Origin of the sequence: Aestuariibius violaceus (genome assembly GCF_040779325.2) — a bacterium.
GTDB classification, from domain to species: Bacteria; Pseudomonadota; Alphaproteobacteria; order Rhodobacterales; family Rhodobacteraceae; genus Aestuariibius; species Aestuariibius violaceus.
Genome location: NZ_JBFONT020000002.1, coordinates 784077 through 800888 on the forward strand (window position 1 = coordinate 784077; position 16812 = coordinate 800888).

Below are 16812 nucleotides of genomic sequence, written 5' to 3' on the forward strand. Positions count from 1 at the left end.
GCTTCTCCTCAGCCGCCCGCGACGGCGACGCTTTCGTTGGGGGAAATCTCGACGACGCCTTCGGCGCGGATATGCGCCTCGACCACCTCCCAGATCGGGGGGCCTTCGGTGTCTTCGTTGACGCTGGCCCATCCTGCGACCACGTAGCTGCGTGCCGGATCGATCGCCTCCCCGGTCGACAGAAGCGTCATATCGGTGATCCGGCTGCCCTGGGGTTTGCCGATATCGATGCGGTAGCCGAGGCCGCCCACCCGCACCATGTCCCCGCCTTGCTGGTAATAGGGGTCGGGGTTGAACAGGTTGTCGGCGACATCTTCCAGAACGGTGTGCAGGAACTCCCCCGTCATCTCGGTCCGGTAGGCTTCGGGATAGGTCATGGCGGTGACGTTGAAGATATCCTCGCGCGTGATGTCTTGCCCCGGCAGGACGCTTGCCCCCCAACGGAAACCGGGGGAGAGGGCGATCTCGGCATCACGTTCCGAGATCAGCGCATTGCAGATCACATCGTCCCAGGTGCCGTTGAAATTGCCACGGCGGTAAAGGAGCGAGCCCGCGCTGCCCAGAACCTCGGCCATCTCGTCGGCGAACGGCGCGCGTTCGGCTTCGACCAAAGCGGCCATGTCGGAGTCCGGCGCGATCACGTCGGAGAAGATCGGGATCAGGCGATGGGTCAGGGCCTGCACACCGCCCTCGCGAACGTCGAGGTCGACGCGGCTGACGAACTTTCCATGCGAGCCGCTGGCGATCAGGTGGGTTTTTCCGACAACCACCGGTTCGGGCAGCGCGTCGTGGGTGTGGCCTGTCAGGATGACATCGATACCCTCGACCCGCGCGGCGAGCTTACGGTCGACGTCGAACCCGTTGTGGGAGAGCAGGACGACGGCGTCGGCGCCCTCCACCTCGCGCACTGTGGCTACGACCTCGGCCATGCGCTCCTCCCGGATGCCGAAGCTGAGTTCGGGGAACATCCAGCCAGGATTGGCGATCGGCATGTAAGGGAAGGCCTGCCCGATGACGGCGAAGCGGGCGCCGCCCCGATCGAACATGGTATAGGCGTCGAAGGCCGGCTCGTCCCATTCCGCGTCGAAGATGTTGGCGCCGAGGAAGGGGAAGGCCAGATGCTGTTCCACGATCTCGCGCACCCGGTCGATGCCCAGCGTGAATTCCCAGTGGGAGGTCATGGCGTCAGGCCCGAGAGCGGCCATCAGGTTGACCATATCCTGCCCGTCGGTGCGCAAGCACGGCAAGGACCCCTGCCAGGTATCGCCCCCGTCTAGGAGCAGGGCATCGGGCGCCTCGGCCCGGATCGCTTTGACCACCGTCGCGATCCGGTCGAGCCCGCCCATCCGGCCGTAGCTGCCTGCGAGCGCGGCGAAATCGTTATAGGTCAGCGCATAGTCGAGCGCCGAGCCCGCCTCGATCCCGTAAAGCTGACGGAAATCGGCCCCGGTCAGGTGCGGCGGCTTGCCGGTGACGTCGCCGACGCCAAGGTTGGTATCGGGTTCGCGGAACCAGACCGGCACTGTCTGCGCGTGGATATCCGTCAGGTGGATGAGCGTCACGTTGCCGGGCCCGCCGCTGCCGATCAGATCCTCCTGGCTGAGCCGCTGCTGGGCCGCCAGCCGCGACCAGTTCCCAAACCCGGAGGCACCGACCAAGGCGGATGCAGCCATGGCGGCCTGCAGGAAATGACGGCGAGGTATCATGCGATCTTCCGCTTCACATTGCGTTTCTTGAATATCTCTAGAGAGACGAAGGCCCGCCGTGGCAGTACCGTGGCGGGCCTCAGTAGTTCAGTTTCGGACGCTCGGACCTTCGACCGACAGGCCGTTCCCGCGCGAGGCAAGGTACAGCTCGAGCGCCACGAATTCGGGACTGCCCGGGGCAAATGTTTCGGCCCGCGTGTCGCGTACGCAGCCCTTGAACCGGGCATGCACCGCGTTCAGCTTGGCGTTCTTCAGCCGGTAGGTCGGGAAGCCGTTGATGTGGCCCTGGCTCAGATGGTCGGCGCGGATCATGTTCCCGTAATTCTGCTCGTGGCAGGACGCGCAGCTGAGTTCCAGCTGGCCGGTGCGGGTATAGTAGAGTTCCTCGCCCATCTCCCAGGTCGACTGGGCCGGCCCGTCGACGGCGACGTCGACCGGCATGCCGCGGCTGACCGACGAGATCAGCGCGACCATGTTCGTCATGTCGCCGCTCGTGTATCCAAGCGGATCGGCCCCCATTTGTTGGGTCAGGCATTCGTTGACCTGCATCTCGAGTGTCTGGACCTCGCCCGCCGCCTGATCCCATTTCGGGTAGACCGCCCGCACGCCGCGTAGCGCTTCGGGGTTTTCGTGGCACGAGGCGCAGGACTTGTCCTCGGATCCGATGACGGTGCCGAACATATCGCGGGCCTGATCGACGAAGATCATTCCGGGATTATCGAAGTCGTCCATCTGGAGCGCTTGCGTTTCGTCCGATCGGAACACCCAGCCCGAAATTACCTCTCGGATGCCATCGACATGGGGCGGCGCTTCGGCCCGCGTCACCATCTCAATCTCTCCATTGACCACCAGCTGGGCATCCTCATCTGCCGCCAGAGGCAGAACTGCCCCGACCGTCAGCGCAGCCCCCATAAGGGTCGTCGTCGCCTTTCTCATACTCTTCCTCCCTCGACCGGCGACGCTCAGGACACCTCGATGTCCTTGCTTTCGGTGTAAACCGAGCCGTCATCGTCGTACCAAGTGAACGTGAATGTCCCCGATTCCGGCACCACCGCTTCAAATTCGAAGAAGGGGTTGGTGCTGACTGCGGGCTCGATCGTGACGTCCATCACATTCTGGTCGTTGAAGTCGACCACGAAGCGATTGATGATCGACCGGGGAATGACGTTCCCGTCCTTGTCTTTCCGCTGGCCCGATTCCATCGGATGCGAGATCAGCGTCTTGATGGTCACCGCTTCGCCCGCCGAAGCGGTACCCGGCACACGGACGCGGGGTTTGACGTTCTCTGCCATGTTGGTATTTCCTCCCCTATCAGCCGCCACAGCCGCCGATGGTGACTTTCACTTCCTGCGACGCCTGCTGGAACGTGCCATCCGTCATCTTCGCGATGGCGATGACGTCCTGCGTCTCGGCCAGCCGAATGCGGGTCGACGCGAACTGAGATGCCGCGAGCGGACCGAAGTGGAAGGTTGCGACGTCCGGATTGGGGTTGCCAGCGGCAAGGATGATGATCGCCTCTGCGCCAGGAGCCACAACCTCGACAGGAACGGTGTTGCCGTTCTCGGCGATCTCGGGTGCGGTTAGCGTCACGCCACCTTCGCCGATCTCAGCGCCGCCGGTGAAAGCTGCGATCGCATCGTCAAGCGATGCGCTTGCCGCGAAGAGATCCCGCGGTAATGCGGCCAGAGCGGTCGCCGCGAGAGCCAGTGTCAGGGCTTGCCTGCGGTTCAGTTCCATATCGAAATCCTCATTCCTCCTTGAGGGTCACCAGGTAGGCGACCACGTCCTCGACCTCCTGCGCCGTCAGCAATGGTGGCAGCGGCTCGGCGCCTGCTTCGCCGGTGAAGGCATCGCCCGGGCGGATGTATCCGCTCGACTTGTAGAAGGCCGGCATCACCGTTTCCGGGAACACCCTCTTCGCGTTCGCGACGATCCCACGCAGATCGGCTTCCGTCCAACGGTCGGCCACTCCGTCGAGCGTCGGCCCGACCTCGCCATGGAAGGGGAACTCCTCCAGGTCGGTGATGGCATGGCAGGCGATGCAGTTGCCCTTGGCACGCGTCGCCATCAGAAGCCGGCCATTTTCCGAATCGCCCGGCGCACCCGTCAGAGAAGCAGCGACCGATCCGTAGTCATCGTAGTCAACCGCGGCGGGCAGTGTTTCCGCCCAGGCGGCCGGGGTCAACAAGAGCGCCGCAATAGCGGCAAATCGCAGTACCGTCATCTCTCCTCCCTCGAGCCTGACGTTCTCACATACCGTAGGACACCTCAGCATGATCAATCAAGACATATTCGACTATATGAATGTTTCTGCATCGCGGCGAAGTCGATCAGTCGAACGTTCCATCCGCCCGTTCCTGAATCCGGCGGGCATGGTAGCGCTGAAAGTCCTCTTCGGTCGTGTCGAGGTAACGCTCTTCATTGACCCAGGTCAGCAGATCGAGCGTCGTGCCCGCCCCGAAGGCCCCGGGCATCATGGCAACGGCAGCTTCGGACGCCGGAACCTCCGCCGCCTCCTGCGGCAGAAAGAGCAATGTCGGCGTAAACAGGACCCCCCACTTCTGCGCCATTGCCTTTTCCGACAGCACCTCTCCGTCGAGATCGGTAACCTCGAGATCCCCATGGAGATTGAGCTGCACGACGAAGTAGTTGTCGGTGATGTAGTCGGCGATTTCGGCCCGCGGGAACACATCCTCATGCATCTTTGTGCAGTAGATGCAGCCGCGCTGCTCGAAGATCACCAGCAGCCGCTTGCCCTCGGCATTCGCCTCCTCGAGATCCTCCTGCAGGTCCTTGAACGTATCGCGCATCCACGGCGTCTTGTGCAGGCCGTCATCGCCAAGCTCGACGGCAAAGGCGGGCACAGCAAGCGCGGCCGCAGCCACCCATCCCAGAAACATGCGTCTCAACATCTTGGTCTCTCCTCCTCCTAGATCCTCAGAAAAATCGGGAACGTCTCGAGCATCCAGGCCGCGATCTCGTTCACCGAATCGGTCGCGATGAGCACCGCGAAGGCCACCATGAGCACTCCCATCCCCTTCTCGACCCAGGGGAGCCAGCGCTTGAACCGGGCAACAAAGCGCAGGAACGGCCCGACGAAGAGCGCGGCGACCACGAAGGGCAGCGTCATAGCCACGCCGAAGACCAGCATTAGGGCGAGCCCGCGCGCCGCGGTCGCTTCCTGACTGGCTGTGAAGATCACCCCGGTCAGGACGCCACCGACGCAGGGCGTCCAGCCGGCGGCGAAGGCGAGCCCGACGAGGTAAGCGCCAGTCACCGACATCTTGCGCGTATCGCCCGCCTCGACCTGAAAGTTGCGGTTCAGAAAGGGGATCCGGATCAGCCCGAGAAAATGCAGCGCAATCAGGAAGACGATGGCCGCAGCGGCAAGTCGGAACTCTGTCTGGACCGATCGAAACGCCTGACTGAGGGAAAACGCAGCCGCCCCCAGAAGCACGAAGACCGTGATGATCCCGGCGGAAAACATCGTTGCGGCCGCGACGGCCCGTCGCCGTACGCCCGCTGCCAGGGTGCCGTCGGCGCGGATCTCCTCCATCCCGACACCCGCCATGTAGGACAAGTAGAACGGCACGATAGGCAGCACGCAGGGCGAGAAGAACACGATCAGCCCGCCGATCGCAGCACTGACAAATGAAACGTCGAGCATCTTGTTCCAGTCACCCATCGCAAGAAGTTTACAGACATATTCATATTATATGATATGAAAAGCAAATACATCCGAAGCCGGAGGCAGCATGACACGCCTTCTTGCCCTTCTTTTTCTTCTCGCCCTGCCGGCCGCCGCCGAGGACAAGCTGGCCCTCGTCATGGTCGAGCGGGAGGGCTGCGCCTATTGCGCCCGCTGGGATGCCGAGATCGCCCCGATCTGGCCGAAGACGGAGGTCGGCCAGGCGGCGCCACTTCGTCGCGTCGCCTTCGACGCCTTGCCAGGCGACCTGTCGCTTGAGGGCAAACCCCCCTTCACGCCGACCTTCATCCTGGTGCGGAACGGCGTCGAGCTGGATCGTCTCGAAGGCTATTCGGGGGAGCATTTCTTCTGGCCGCTCGTTGAGCGTATGGTGGCCGATGCGCAGCGGTCTGACGGGAATGATCCATGAAATACGGCCGTGCGGTTGAGAGGAGTGACTGATCGCACTAAGTGGCTTTGCCGGCTCGTATATGAATGTGAAGGAGTATCCGGTGTCTGCACTGCCCAGGATCGACAATACGCTCGATGATGCCGACATGGACCGGATGGTCGAAAACGCGACGGCTGCGGCGACCATGCTCAAGGCAATCGGTCACGAGGGTCGGCTGATGATCCTCTGCCATCTGGCGACCGGCGAAAAGAGCGTTACGGAGCTGGAGCGGCTTCTATCGGCCCGTCAGGCGGCGGTCAGCCAACAGCTCGCCCGTCTGCGCCTTGAAGGCCTCGTGACCCCACGCCGGGACGGCAAGACTATCTTCTACAGCCTCGCCGACGACCGGCCCCGCCGGATCATGGAGCTTGTCTACGAGCTCTTCTGCGAAAACGACGGCGGGTAACGCTACCGGACCTTGCGCGCCTGACCTCGCGGGCGCATCATCTTCGGCGCGCCTTGGAGGGAGGACCAGAGCGTGATTGAAGCGATTGGCGAAGGGCCGGCCGTCGTCCTGATTGGTGTGGCGAGCGGCATCTGCCTTGGACTGGCAGCGCGGCTTGGCCGTTTCTGCACGCTCGGCGCGATCGAGGATGTGGTCTATGCACGGGACGGCAAGCGAGCACGGATGTGGCTCGCGGCCCTAGGCACGGCCATCGCCCTGACATTTCTGCTGATGAGCGCGGGACGCCTCGACCCTGCGAGTGTCTTCTATCTGACAACGGCCTGGTCACCTGCGGCCTCCATCCTTGGCGGACTGACTTTTGGCTACGGCATGGCGCTGGCCGGCAATTGCGGCTTTGGTGCGCTTGCGCGACTGGGCGGCGGCGATCTGAGGTCGCTGGTCATCGTCCTTGTCATGGCAATCGCGACCTATGTGACGATCGCAGGGCCGCTTGCCCCTTTGCGTGTCATGCTCTTTCCGGAGGTGCAGACCGACCGGATCCAGGGGATCGCGCACGGACTTGGGGGGGCGACCGGCATCTCTCCCACCGCAATCGGCCTTACCGTTGCTTTCATCTGTCTTGCCGTCGCCGCCTATGGTGCTGGACGATGGACCGTCTTTGGGTGGGGTGCCCTTGCAGGTGTTGCTGTTGCCGGAGCTTGGGCAGGAACGGCTTGGGTCGCCGAGACCGGCTTCGAGGCGATCGCGCCGCAATCGCACAGCTTTGCGCGACCCTTGGGTGAAACGCTTCTCTGGCTGATGTCGTCGACCGGCCGGGAGGCCGGGTTCGGCGTCGGATCTGTCACCGGTGTGCTGATCGGCGCCCTCATGGGAAGCCTGATCAAGGGCCACTTCCGATGGGAGGCGTGCGATGATCCGCGCGAACTTCGCCGCCAGATGGCCGGAGCGGCCCTGATGGGCGTCGGCGCAGTTGTCGCGCTTGGCTGCAGTATAGGTCAGGGCCTATCGGCATTCTCGGTCCTCGCCATCTCTGCCCCCGTGACCGTGGTCAGCATTATCCTTGGGGCGAGCGTCGGTCTGCGGCAACTTGTAGAAGGCTTTGCGTTCATCCGCTGATGACCGGCGCACCTGCCCTTCAGACGATGCCTCTGACCACGGAACGCTTCTTGGCCCAGCGCGGCGGCCGAAGCTTGATCTACGTCAAGTAAAATTGACACTAGATATGTCATTTTTGACTTACACCTTACGGGAGACAAACATGCGTATTCTGTTCGTTCACCCGAATTACCGATCAGGCGGCGCTGAGATTGCGGGAACCTGGCCTCCGGCCTGGGTGGCCTATCTCACCGGGCATCTGCGTCAATCCGGTTTTGAGGACATCCACTTTATCGATGCGATGGCCGACAACCTGACGGATGCCGACCTAGCGCAAAGGATGCAGGCGCTTGCACCCGATGTAGTCGGGGTCACTGCAATCACGCCGTCGATCTACAGGGCTGAAGATGTTCTGAAGATCGCGCGCGACATCGTCCCGAACGCGGTCCGGGTCATGGGGGGCGTACATGCGACCTTCATGTACAAACAAGTGCTGACCGAGGCCCCTTGGGTGGATGTCATAGTGCGCGGCGAGGGCGAGGAAATCTGCACTGAGCTGATGCTGGCCATCGAAGACGGGCGTTTCCCGGCGGAGCGTCACAAGATAAGCGGCCTCGCCTTCACCGACGGCGACACGATCGTGGCCACGCAGGCCGCCTCCACCGTAAAGGACCTGAGCAAGATCAAGCCCGATTGGTCGGTGCTGGAGTGGTCGAAGTACAAATACATCCCCCTCGGCACACGTGTGGCAATCCCCAACCTGGCGCGCGGGTGCCCGTTCACCTGTTCCTTCTGCAGTCAGTGGAAGTTCTGGCGCGATTACCGCGTGCGCGACCCCAAGGATGTGGTTGATGAGATCGAGGACCTTGTCGACACACATGGCGTCGGCTTCTTTATCCTGGCGGATGAGGAACCCACGATTAACAAGAAGAAGTTCGTGGCCTTCTGTCAGGAGCTGATCGACCGCGGCCTGCCCAAGCGTGTCAAATGGGGGATCAATACCCGTGTGACGGACATCTACCGCGACAGGGACCTGCTGAAGTTCTACCGGAAGGCCGGTCTGGTGCATGTCAGCCTTGGGACGGAAGCCGCTGCGCAGATGAAGCTCGACCAGTTCAACAAGGAAACGAAAGTCGAAGAAAACAAGACGGCGATCCGGCTTCTGCGCGAGGCGGACATCCTGGTGGAAGCGCAGTTCATCGTGGGTCTCGACAACGAGACACCCGAGACGCTGGAAGAAACCTACCGGATGGCGTGGGATTGGCAGCCGGATCTGGCCAACTGGTCGATGTATACGCCCTGGCCTTTCACCACGCTCTTTCAAGAGTTGAAGGATCAGGTCGAGATCTACGACTTCTCGAAGTACAACTTCGTGACGCCCATCATGAAGCCCGCAGCAATGGAGCGGGGAGAGCTTCTGGATGGCGTCATGAACAATTACCGCCGGTTCTATTCGAAGAAGGCACTGTTTCACTATCCGTGGCGTGGCACCGGATTCCGCCGACGGTATCTGTTGGGCTGCCTCTATGCGTTTCTGAAGGCCGGGTTCCAGCGCACCTTCTACGACCTTGGCAAGGCGGGATACTGGGGACCGCAGACTAAGAAGTCGGTCGACTTCCATTTTGACGAAACCCGACAGATCGCCGAAGCCCAAATGGCAGATTGGGAGGCTTCCGCCGACAAGGCTGCCAAGGCCGCCGAACGCCGTGCGGCATTGCGCGCACAAGGCAAGGAACGGGCGGTCGAACGCAATCAGGCATTCAAGATGCCCAACGGCGCTGAAATCAAGGCCTGCGGCGGCGGCGATCAACAAATGGAGGATGTCTGAGGATGCCCAGCCCACATCCGGTCTGATCGGGCCGAATGCGGTTCTGCAGCTTCTGCCGGTTCTCGATCGCCTTGGCGGGCCTGATTGGCGGACGCAAATACTCGCAAAGGCGGGTATCGTCGAGGTCCCTGATGGCACGTGCATGATCCCGGAAACGGTTGCCGCCCGCCTTCACCATCAAGTGCGTCTGGAAGAGCCCGAGATGGCCCCCAGACTGGTGTCACTCGCCGGGTTTGAGACAGCCAACTACATCCTGAAGCAACGCATTCCATCGCGGGCCCAAAAGCTGCTCAAGGCGCTTCCAAGCTGGGCCGCGGCGCGTCTGTTGTCACGGGCGATCGCCCAACATGCCTGGACGTTCGTAGGGTCCGGGACGCTCCACGTCATCGATCCCTGGACATTCGAGATCGAAGACAATCCGCTGATCAAAGGCGAAGCGAGCGACACCTGCCTGTGCGATTGGCATGTCGGGGTCTTTGCACGGCTCTATCAATCGTTGGTCGCGCAGGACAGTATTTGCTCCGAAACACGGTGTGGCGCGCAACAGCCCGGTTACCGCTGCCGTTTCGAGTTGCATATCGGAGGATCACTCAGCGGGCATTCACCATAATACGACCAACTGCGATCCCATCTGTCTTTCCAATCCTGAAGGCCTCTCAAGCTCGGGGCATAGGCCACAGAGGAGGGTCGTGGTTACTTCAAGGTAAGATGGCGGAGCGGAAGGGATTCGAACCCTCGAGACGGTTTCCCGCCTACACACTTTCCAGGCGTGCGCCTTCGACCACTCGGCCACCGCTCCGCCGCGGGGTTTAGCAGGCTTTTGAAAGGTGGGGCAACCCGCTCTATGTGACAGGGAGGGGGATCGGGGGCCGGTCGCGGCAGCGCGATCCTTCCGCGGAAAAGACGGGCGTCCTGCCCGCCTCTCAGCCTATGGAGAGAGACCCATGCAGAGAAGACAGTTTCTTGCCGCTGCGGCGGCCACCCCGCTTGCCGGCGGGCTTTCGGTTGGTGCGGTGCAGGCCGCGTCCCACGAGGGGGCGGGCGTGTTGCCCGTGGCCCGGCGGTTTTCGGTCGGGGGTATTACGGTGACGGCGGTGTCGGACGGCTTTCTTCCGATCGATGCAAGTGTTCTGAACGGCATCGAGGAGGCCGAGTTTCAGGAGGCTCTGACGGCGGCCTATATCGACGGCGAGGTGCATCCGACCGGAGTGAACGCCTACGTCATCGAGACCGGCGACCGGCGGGTTCTGGTCGATGCGGGGACGGGCACGGCGATGGGGCCGGGGCTGGGTCAGCTTGGCGCCAATCTGGCGGCGACGGGGATCGAGCCGGGATCTGTCGATGCAATCGTCGCGACGCATCTGCATCCCGACCATGTGGGCGGCGCGGTCAACGAGAGTGGCGCGGTGTTTCCGAATGCGGAGCTGATCGTCTCGCAGGCCGATCTGGATTTCTGGACCGACGAGGCGATTTCCTCGGGTGCGCCGCAAGCGGTTCGGCCGTTCTTTGAGCTCGCCCAGGCGGCAGTAGATCTCTACAGCGACCGGCTGTCGGTTGTTTCGGGTGAGGCGGATCTGGGCGGCGGACTGACGGCGGTGCCGATGCCCGGGCATACGCCGGGCCATATAGGGGTGATGGTAGAGTCTGACGGCAAGCAGCTGCTGATCTGGGGCGATGTCATCCATGTGGGCGCGGTGCAGTTTGCGCGGCCCGAGGTGACGATCGCCTTCGACACCGATCAGGCACAGGCTGCGGAGACTCGAGCGCGGGTCTTTGACATGGCGGTCACCGACCGGCTGATGGTGGCCGGGATGCATGTGGACTTCCCCGGCATGGGGCATCTGGAGCAGGCCGGGGATGGGGTCCGCTGGATCGCTGCCGGATTTCCCTACGGCTGACGCTCAGACAAGGTGAAGGTTGATCCGGCGGTTCAGCCTTCCCTTCTTTTCGACCTTGCCGATGCGGAGCTCGCCGATCTCTCCGGTGGTGCGCACGTGGGTGCCGCCGCAGGGCTGCAGGTCGACGCTGTCGGGTTCCGGGCCGATGCGGACGAGCCGGACGCGGCCCGCGCCGGAGGGCGGTTTGACCGACATGGTCTTTACGAGGCCGGGATTGGCCTCAAGCTCCGCATCGGTGATCCATTCCTCGGTGACGGGCAGGTCGCGGGCGGCGAGTGCGTTCAGCTGATCCTCGAGTGCGGCCTTATCCTCGGGCGGGTTCTCCATGGCGAAGTCGAGGCGAGATTTCTCGGCACCGATGGCGCCGCCGGTGACCGGCAGGGGGACGATCACGGAGAGGAGGTGGAGCGCGGTGTGCATCCGCATGTGGCGGTGGCGCCTGTCCCAGTCGAGCCGCTGGGTTAGATCGGCACCTTCCGGCGGGAGCGTTGCGCTGTCGGCGGGCATCAGGACGACCGTGCCGCCCTCCCCTTTTCGCGCCGTTGCAATCGCGGTTTCGCCGCCCGCCCAGGCGAGCGTTCCGGCATCGCCGGGCTGGCCGCCGCCTTCGGCGTAGAAGATCGTCCGGTCGAGGATGATCCCGCCCTCGCGGGTGATCTGGGCGACGCGCCCGGGCGCCTCCTGCAAGTACGGATCGGTCATGAAGAGCTTTTCGGTCATGTGTCCCCTGCCCTGAGCGTTTCGGGATTGCGCAGCCAGATGTCGCGCTGGGCGAACGGGATCTCGATCCCTTCCTCAGCAAAGCGTTTCGCGATTTCGTGGCAGAGATCGGATTGGACAGACAGAACCCAGTTCACGTCGCGCAGGATCGCGCGGATCTCGAAATCGAGCGAGTCGCCGCCGAAGCCGCGCATCAGCACCGCGGGAGGCGGGTTGAGGAGGACCATCGGGTGCGCCTCTGCAATCTCGCGCAGAACCGCTTCGACCTTGCGGGTATCGGTGCCGTAGGCGACGCCCACAGGCACAATGACGCGGCCCACATTGTTGCCGTGGGTGTAATTCGTCACCGTGCCCGAGATGAGATCGGCATTAGGAACGATCACATCCGTGCGGTCGAAGGTCTCGATCCGGGTGGAGCGGACCGAGATGTTGCGGACATAGCCCATCTGGTCGCCGACCTTGATCCAATCGCCTTCGCGGATCGGACGCTCGATCAGCAGGATGATGCCCGAGATGAAGTTCGAGACGATGTTCTGCAGACCGAAACCAATACCCACGCCGAGCGCACCGGCGACGATGGCGAGGTTCGACAGGTCGATCCCTGCAGAGCTGATCGCGACGAGGGCGGCGACGAAGATACCGACATAGCCGGTGCCTGCGACGATCGCGTTGGTGCCGCCGATATCAAGCTTGGTGCGCGGCAGGATCGTCGTCTTGAGGGCGCTTTGCAACAGGCGGGTCAGGGTGTAGCCGATGGCGAAGACGACGACGAACCACAGGAAATCGGTGGGCCGGATGCGGGCGTCGCCGACCGCGAACCCCTCCTGGATCTGCGCCCAGAGCTCGGTCAGGTCGGTCCACCTGACGCCCCATATCAGGGCGAAGGGGATCAGCGAGAGCAGGACCACGAGGAAGGCGATGAGGACGGGGATTAGGGCATCGCGCGCGCCCGCCTCTGACCCCGAGATCAACGCATAGAGGTCATGGACGAAGCGGATCAGCACGATCAGGAGGCCGATCAGCGCGAGAGACACAACCGTTGGCGGCAGGATCGCATCGGCAGCGGCGCTGTAGCCGATCGCGGCGAGGATCGGCGCAAGGACGGCGACGACCATTGCGCCGCGGCCGATGGCCCGCACGAGCGTACGTTTGAGAGTGTTGTCCTCGCCTTCGCCGCCACCAGGTGCGAGGCGGAGGACGATCTGGCCGATGCGGAAGAGGATCAGCGCGATGAGCGCGAGAAACGGGAAACGCAGGACGGCGGTTTCGGCATCGCTGAAGCGGGCGGTCTGGCCCATCACGTCGACGAAGGCGATGCCCGCGATGAAGATACCAAGGATGTTGAGATAGCGCCGGATCTCCGCACCCAGACCGGGATCTAGGTTGAGGACGGGGATGTCATTGGTCTCGACCTCACGCCGGGGGAAGAGGACCCCGCCCAGCCAGTAGGCCATGATCGGGAAGAAGCCGATGCCGGGAAGGCTATCGACGATGGCCGTGCCGCGGGTGCCGAAGAGGCCGGTTTCGTCCAGCGCCGCGGCCACTGCGATCAGCCCGATCATTGGCAGGATGATCTGCCCCAGCGAGATGATGAAGCGCCAGACCCCGCGGCCACGGCTCGTGCGGGTGACGACGAGGCCCGCGATCCGCTCCATCCAGGCGCGGCCGCGGACGAGCAGCAAACCGGCCAGAACGAGGTAGAAGACGACGATGGGGATGCTGTCGCGGAAGCGCTGGTTTGTCGCAGGAGAGGCGTAGCTGGCGCGGACCTCGGCCGCGATGCCCGACAGGAAGGTGCCGACCGCCTCGGCCGCCTCCGGCCAGTGGGTGGGATTGAGCGGCGACGGCCCGAGTTCGAATAGGGCATCTGCCTGGCGTTCGCGGACGATGCGGTCAATCTCGCCGATCAGGCCGTCGGCGCGGATATAGGCCTCCTCCGCCTCGATCACCGGGGCACGGAGGCGGACGAGTTGCTGCTGAAGCTCCTGACGCCGCTGGGCGACCTCGTCGGGCTCGGTCTCGCCTTCGGCAGGTTCGGGGCCGAGGGCGCTGAGTTGTTCGCGGACGGTCTGGATACGGGCGTCGTTGACGTTCTGTGCCTCGAAGAACCGCTCCCGCTCGGTGGCGAGCTGGGCGCGCAGATCTTCCAGCGCCTCGGTCGAGGCTTCCGCGTTGGCAATGACGGTTTCGGCGCGGCTGGCCGTCTGATCCCATTCGGCAAGGCGGTCGGGGGTCAGTTGCTCCTGCGCTGTGGCGATCCCCGCGGCAAGCGACCAGCAGAGGATCAGGAGGCCGAGAAGGCGTTTCATGCGTCTTCGAAGACCTCTGGCAGGGCGGCCGGGCCGCGGTCGAGCCATTCGGGCACGGGCAGGTTCTTGCTACGCAGGAATTCGGGATTGAAGACCTTGGATTGGTAGCGGGTGCCGTAGTCACAAAGAATGGTCACGATGGTGTGGCCCGGCCCAAGTTCCTTCGCCATCCGGATCGCGCCCGCGATGTTGATGCCCGACGAACCGCCAAGGCAAAGCCCTTCGTCCTGGAGCAGGTCGAAGACGATCGGCAGTGCCTCGGCATCCGGGATCCGGTAGCTCATGTCGGGCGTGAACCCTTCGAGATTGGCGGTGATCCGGCCCTGGCCGATGCCCTCGGTGATGGAGGAGCCTTCGGAGGCAAGCGTGCCGGTCGTGTAATAGCTGTGGAGTGCCGCGCCTTCGGGATCGGCGAGTCCGACCTTCACGCCTTTGCCCTGCAGCGCCTCTGCCACGCCTGCAATCGTGCCACCCGAACCCACAGCGCAGATGAAGCCATCGACCTTGCCGTTCGTATCCGCCCAGATCTCGGGACCGGTCGTTTCGATATGGGCCTGGCGATTGGCGACGTTGTCGAACTGATTTGCCCAGATCGCCCCGTGTTCGGCGCTTTGCGCCAGCCGTTCGGCGAGGCGCCCGGAATAGCGGACGTAGTTGTTGGAGTTCTTGTAAGGTGCCGCGGGGACCTGGACGAGTTCGGCTCCGGCAAGGCGGATCATGTCCTTCTTTTCCTGGCTCTGGGTCTCGGGGATCACGATGACCGTCTTGAAGCCCATTGAGGCACCGACAAGGGCGAGGCCGATGCCGGTGTTCCCAGCGGTCCCTTCCACGATAGTGCCGCCCGGTTCGAGCAACCCGCGCTCGACCGCGTCACGGATGATGAAGAGCGCGGCGCGGTCCTTGACTGACTGGCCGGGGTTCATGAACTCCGCCTTGCCTAGGATCTCGCACCCCGTCGCCTCGGAGGGGCCCCGCAGGCGGATGAGCGGCGTATTTCCGACCGCGTCGGGCAGATCGCTGTGGACTGGCATTGGACACCTCCCGGGAGGCGGGTCGGGCCCGCCCTGTTCGCGTTGATTGGATGCCGGTGTAGGATCGTGCGCGGGCGAACTCAAGCAGTGCGGAGGCGCTCGCGGTTGCGCGCCAGCCAGTGGAGCATCATGGCAAGCGGGGCCACGTTGATGCGGCCGGTATCGACAAGTGCGATGGCATCGGCAAAGGACAGGCGGTGAGAGCGGATGTCCTCGCCCTCGTCCTTCTCCCCGCCGAGCCAGCTTTCGGCGGTATCGAGGGAACAGAAACCCAGATAGCAGTGGAAGAAGTCGGTAGCAGCGCCGGGGGAGGCGTAGGTGGCGGCGATGGGCTCCAGCCGATCGATGGTGAGGCCCGCCTCCTCCAGCGCTTCGCGCAGGGCGGTCTCGGACGGGTCTTCGCCGGGGTCGACCAGCCCGGCGATGGGCTCGTAGACCCAGGGAGCCGGATCGGACCGGGCGAAAGGGCCCATGCGGAACTGTTCGATCAACACGACCTCGTCGCGAACGGGATCATAGGGGAGGACGAGAGCGGCGTCGGAGCCGACGAAGACCTCGCGGGTGAGAAGACCGGACATGGAGCCATCGAACCGGCCGTGACGCAGGCGGTATTCGTCGAAGCGGAAGAAGCCTGCGTGTTTCCGGGTGTGTCCCTCGCTCTGGACCTCGCGGGTGGGGTTTGCGGTGGACAGATCACGTGTCCGGGCGAGGTGGCGCGACCAGGCGCGCGCCTCGATCATGCCGCGCATCCGAGGGAGGTTTTCGGCCCATGGGGTGCCGAGGTACGACATGACCTCCTTCGCGGCGCTTATCGCGAGCGGGGCATATCTATCAGTCCAATTGGCAAGGCTCCACTTTGCGGTCAGGGTAGGCGGGGTTCTGTCTGAGACGTAGGCCAGGTACGCTGTACCGGTTTCGCTGTATCCAATCTCTCGAGGCTTGTAGGAAAACGCTCTTTCGTAGTGGTCGAGGCGCTGACGATCCCTTTCGTCGACCCGAAGCAGCAGCCCCTCAGCCTGCATGGCTTCGTCCTCGGATAGGACTGGATAGGAAGCGCCGTCAGCTCGCGCTGCGTGCCAGCCGGCTATGCTGATAGGCTTTGCTTCTTGAGGGGTAACTGGTCGTCCGAGAACCGTCTGGAGGAGCTCCGGATGGCGCAGGGTTCCATACAGGAAGACTGTGTCAGGGATATCGTTGCCCGAACAATTCGGTGATGAGCCCCGCCGCGAGCGCGGCAATAACCGCTGCGATTACGTAGCTTTGTGTCAGCATGGGCTGGGCAAACTCCAGCATCAGGTCGAAGACGGCGACAACCGCTTCCATACCGCCATTATAGCTCACTTGAAGTGCGCGATCGATCATCTCGTTGAAAGCATGAACAAAGAGGCACCAAAAGATTACAGCGGCGGCTGTTGTCAGACCATAACCAATCGCAGATCGCGTGCCAGATCCGGCGCGCTTGCCTGCGATGACCCAGCCAACGAGCGCTCCAACGAGCGCGTTGATCTCGGACAAGCGGCCAGGATTTGCATCTTCCGGCATGAGCGGCTTGTAGAGTTCAGACAAGTAGAACGCCAAAGCGGCAAAGGCGATTGCGCCCATAAGGCGGCCGGCGGTAGGCATCGAAGAACGGCTCCTCTGCGACGGACCCGAACCCGATATCGCACGATTTTGGCGGAA

The 16812-nt window shown here is 63.3% G+C and carries 18 protein-coding genes, 1 tRNA gene and 1 pseudogene; 6 read left to right on the top strand and 14 right to left on the bottom strand.

Annotation, left to right across the window (positions count from 1 at the left end):
- Window positions 1-8: 8 nt before the first annotated feature.
- The 7 genes from soxB to AADZ90_RS11095 all read right to left on the bottom strand — a co-directional run bounded on the left by soxB (window position 9) and on the right by AADZ90_RS11095 (window position 5373).
- Complete coding sequence (soxB, locus tag AADZ90_RS11065; RefSeq protein WP_367310058.1) at window positions 9-1706, bottom strand: thiosulfohydrolase SoxB; 1698 nt, start codon at window positions 1704-1706, stop codon at window positions 9-11.
- An 87-nt stretch (window positions 1707-1793) separates the two neighbouring features.
- On the bottom strand, window positions 1794-2618 hold the full coding sequence (gene soxA, locus AADZ90_RS11070; RefSeq protein WP_367310222.1) for a sulfur oxidation c-type cytochrome SoxA: 825 nt from the start codon (window positions 2616-2618) through the stop codon (window positions 1794-1796).
- 50 nt (window positions 2619-2668) lie between these two features.
- Window positions 2669-2998: a thiosulfate oxidation carrier complex protein SoxZ gene (gene soxZ, locus AADZ90_RS11075; protein WP_367310059.1), complete on the bottom strand. Its 330-nt coding sequence runs from the start codon at window positions 2996-2998 to the stop codon at window positions 2669-2671.
- Between the two features lie 19 nt (window positions 2999-3017).
- On the bottom strand, window positions 3018-3443 hold the full coding sequence (gene soxY, locus AADZ90_RS11080; RefSeq protein ID WP_367310060.1) for a thiosulfate oxidation carrier protein SoxY: 426 nt from the start codon (window positions 3441-3443) through the stop codon (window positions 3018-3020).
- 10 nt (window positions 3444-3453) lie between these two features.
- Complete coding sequence (soxX, locus tag AADZ90_RS11085; protein ID WP_367310061.1) at window positions 3454-3930, bottom strand: sulfur oxidation c-type cytochrome SoxX; 477 nt, start codon at window positions 3928-3930, stop codon at window positions 3454-3456.
- A gap of 106 nt (window positions 3931-4036) precedes the next feature.
- Window positions 4037-4618, bottom strand: a complete 582-nt coding sequence (locus tag AADZ90_RS11090; RefSeq protein WP_411997001.1) for a thioredoxin family protein — start codon at window positions 4616-4618, stop codon at window positions 4037-4039.
- A 17-nt stretch (window positions 4619-4635) separates the two neighbouring features.
- Window positions 4636-5373, bottom strand: a complete 738-nt coding sequence (locus tag AADZ90_RS11095; RefSeq protein ID WP_367310224.1) for a cytochrome c biogenesis CcdA family protein — start codon at window positions 5371-5373, stop codon at window positions 4636-4638.
- Between the two features lie 88 nt (window positions 5374-5461).
- Here AADZ90_RS11095 and AADZ90_RS11100 point away from each other — a divergent pair, with 88 nt between their 5' ends.
- The 5 genes from AADZ90_RS11100 (at window position 5462) to bchJ (ending at window position 9784) form a co-directional block, all read left to right on the top strand.
- A complete protein-coding gene (locus tag AADZ90_RS11100; protein WP_367310062.1) occupies window positions 5462-5824 on the top strand; it encodes a hypothetical protein in 363 nt (120 codons plus the stop codon).
- Between the two features lie 127 nt (window positions 5825-5951).
- Window positions 5952-6251: an ArsR/SmtB family transcription factor gene (locus AADZ90_RS11105; protein ID WP_367310225.1), complete on the top strand. Its 300-nt coding sequence runs from the start codon at window positions 5952-5954 to the stop codon at window positions 6249-6251.
- 72 nt (window positions 6252-6323) lie between these two features.
- The gene (locus AADZ90_RS11110) at window positions 6324-7367 is read left to right on the top strand and encodes a YeeE/YedE family protein (protein WP_367310063.1); all 1044 of its coding nucleotides are present in this window, start codon (window positions 6324-6326) and stop codon (window positions 7365-7367) included.
- A gap of 142 nt (window positions 7368-7509) precedes the next feature.
- Window positions 7510-9174: a magnesium-protoporphyrin IX monomethyl ester anaerobic oxidative cyclase gene (bchE, locus tag AADZ90_RS11115; protein WP_367310064.1), complete on the top strand. Its 1665-nt coding sequence runs from the start codon at window positions 7510-7512 to the stop codon at window positions 9172-9174.
- Window positions 9167-9784: a bacteriochlorophyll 4-vinyl reductase gene (gene bchJ / locus AADZ90_RS11120; protein WP_367310065.1), complete on the top strand. Its 618-nt coding sequence runs from the start codon at window positions 9167-9169 to the stop codon at window positions 9782-9784. The genes bchE and bchJ overlap by 8 nt, the downstream gene beginning before the upstream one ends.
- A 99-nt stretch (window positions 9785-9883) precedes the next feature.
- Here bchJ and AADZ90_RS11125 read toward each other — a convergent pair.
- A tRNA-Ser gene (locus tag AADZ90_RS11125) sits at window positions 9884-9973 on the bottom strand.
- A 145-nt stretch (window positions 9974-10118) separates the two neighbouring features.
- Here AADZ90_RS11125 and AADZ90_RS11130 point away from each other — a divergent pair.
- Entirely contained in the window at window positions 10119-11072 is a 954-nt protein-coding gene (locus tag AADZ90_RS11130; protein WP_367310066.1) for an MBL fold metallo-hydrolase, read from the top strand.
- A gap of 3 nt (window positions 11073-11075) precedes the next feature.
- Here AADZ90_RS11130 and AADZ90_RS11135 read toward each other — a convergent pair whose 3' ends face one another.
- The 6 genes and pseudogenes from AADZ90_RS11135 to AADZ90_RS11160 form a co-directional block, all read right to left on the bottom strand.
- Window positions 11076-11792 carry an alanyl-tRNA editing protein gene (locus AADZ90_RS11135; RefSeq protein ID WP_367310067.1) on the bottom strand — a complete coding sequence of 239 codons (717 nt, stop codon included), beginning with the start codon at window positions 11790-11792 and terminating at the stop codon, window positions 11076-11078.
- Window positions 11789-14101 (bottom strand): DUF3772 domain-containing protein, encoded by a 2313-nt coding sequence (locus tag AADZ90_RS11140; RefSeq protein WP_367310068.1) that lies wholly within the window; start codon window positions 14099-14101, stop codon window positions 11789-11791. The genes AADZ90_RS11135 and AADZ90_RS11140 overlap by 4 nt, the downstream gene beginning before the upstream one ends.
- Window positions 14098-15132 (bottom strand): cysteine synthase A, encoded by a 1035-nt coding sequence (locus tag AADZ90_RS11145; RefSeq protein ID WP_367310069.1) that lies wholly within the window; start codon window positions 15130-15132, stop codon window positions 14098-14100. Before AADZ90_RS11145 ends, AADZ90_RS11140 begins: the two co-directional genes overlap by 4 nt.
- 80 nt (window positions 15133-15212) lie before the next feature.
- On the bottom strand, window positions 15213-15923 hold the full coding sequence (locus AADZ90_RS11150) for an NUDIX domain-containing protein (protein WP_367310226.1): 711 nt from the start codon (window positions 15921-15923) through the stop codon (window positions 15213-15215).
- A gap of 99 nt (window positions 15924-16022) precedes the next feature.
- Window positions 16023-16370, bottom strand: a pseudogene (locus tag AADZ90_RS11155) (gamma-glutamylcyclotransferase family protein); the annotation flags it as partial.
- On the bottom strand, window positions 16315-16755 hold the full coding sequence (locus AADZ90_RS11160; protein WP_367310070.1) for a TrgA family protein: 441 nt from the start codon (window positions 16753-16755) through the stop codon (window positions 16315-16317). The pseudogene AADZ90_RS11155 and the gene AADZ90_RS11160, both read right to left, overlap by 56 nt.
- Window positions 16756-16812: the final 57 nt, after the last annotated feature.

Excerpts from the sequence above, each read along its gene's own strand:
- soxB (WP_367310058.1), bottom strand. The coding sequence starts at position 1,706 with ATGATACCTCGCCGTCATTTCCTGCAGGCCGCCATGGCTGCATCCGCC.
- AADZ90_RS11100 (WP_367310062.1), top strand. The coding sequence starts at position 5,462 with ATGACACGCCTTCTTGCCCTTCTTTTTCTTCTCGCCCTGCCGGCCGCC.
- AADZ90_RS11105 (WP_367310225.1), top strand. The coding sequence starts at position 5,952 with ATGGACCGGATGGTCGAAAACGCGACGGCTGCGGCGACCATGCTCAAG.
- AADZ90_RS11150 (WP_367310226.1), bottom strand. The coding sequence starts at position 15,923 with ATGTCGTACCTCGGCACCCCATGGGCCGAAAACCTCCCTCGGATGCGC.
- AADZ90_RS11145 (WP_367310069.1), bottom strand. The coding sequence starts at position 15,132 with ATGCCAGTCCACAGCGATCTGCCCGACGCGGTCGGAAATACGCCGCTC.
- AADZ90_RS11130 (WP_367310066.1), top strand. The coding sequence starts at position 10,119 with ATGCAGAGAAGACAGTTTCTTGCCGCTGCGGCGGCCACCCCGCTTGCC.
- AADZ90_RS11090 (WP_411997001.1), bottom strand. The coding sequence starts at position 4,618 with ATGTTGAGACGCATGTTTCTGGGATGGGTGGCTGCGGCCGCGCTTGCT.
- bchJ (WP_367310065.1), top strand. The coding sequence starts at position 9,167 with ATGTCTGAGGATGCCCAGCCCACATCCGGTCTGATCGGGCCGAATGCG.
- soxX (WP_367310061.1), bottom strand. The coding sequence starts at position 3,930 with ATGACGGTACTGCGATTTGCCGCTATTGCGGCGCTCTTGTTGACCCCG.
- AADZ90_RS11160 (WP_367310070.1), bottom strand. The coding sequence starts at position 16,755 with ATGCCTACCGCCGGCCGCCTTATGGGCGCAATCGCCTTTGCCGCTTTG.
- AADZ90_RS11140 (WP_367310068.1), bottom strand. The coding sequence starts at position 14,101 with ATGAAACGCCTTCTCGGCCTCCTGATCCTCTGCTGGTCGCTTGCCGCG.
- soxZ (WP_367310059.1), bottom strand. The coding sequence starts at position 2,998 with ATGGCAGAGAACGTCAAACCCCGCGTCCGTGTGCCGGGTACCGCTTCG.
- AADZ90_RS11135 (WP_367310067.1), bottom strand. The coding sequence starts at position 11,792 with ATGACCGAAAAGCTCTTCATGACCGATCCGTACTTGCAGGAGGCGCCC.
- soxY (WP_367310060.1), bottom strand. The coding sequence starts at position 3,443 with ATGGAACTGAACCGCAGGCAAGCCCTGACACTGGCTCTCGCGGCGACC.
- soxA (WP_367310222.1), bottom strand. The coding sequence starts at position 2,618 with ATGGGGGCTGCGCTGACGGTCGGGGCAGTTCTGCCTCTGGCGGCAGAT.
- bchE (WP_367310064.1), top strand. The coding sequence starts at position 7,510 with ATGCGTATTCTGTTCGTTCACCCGAATTACCGATCAGGCGGCGCTGAG.
- AADZ90_RS11095 (WP_367310224.1), bottom strand. The coding sequence starts at position 5,373 with ATGCTCGACGTTTCATTTGTCAGTGCTGCGATCGGCGGGCTGATCGTG.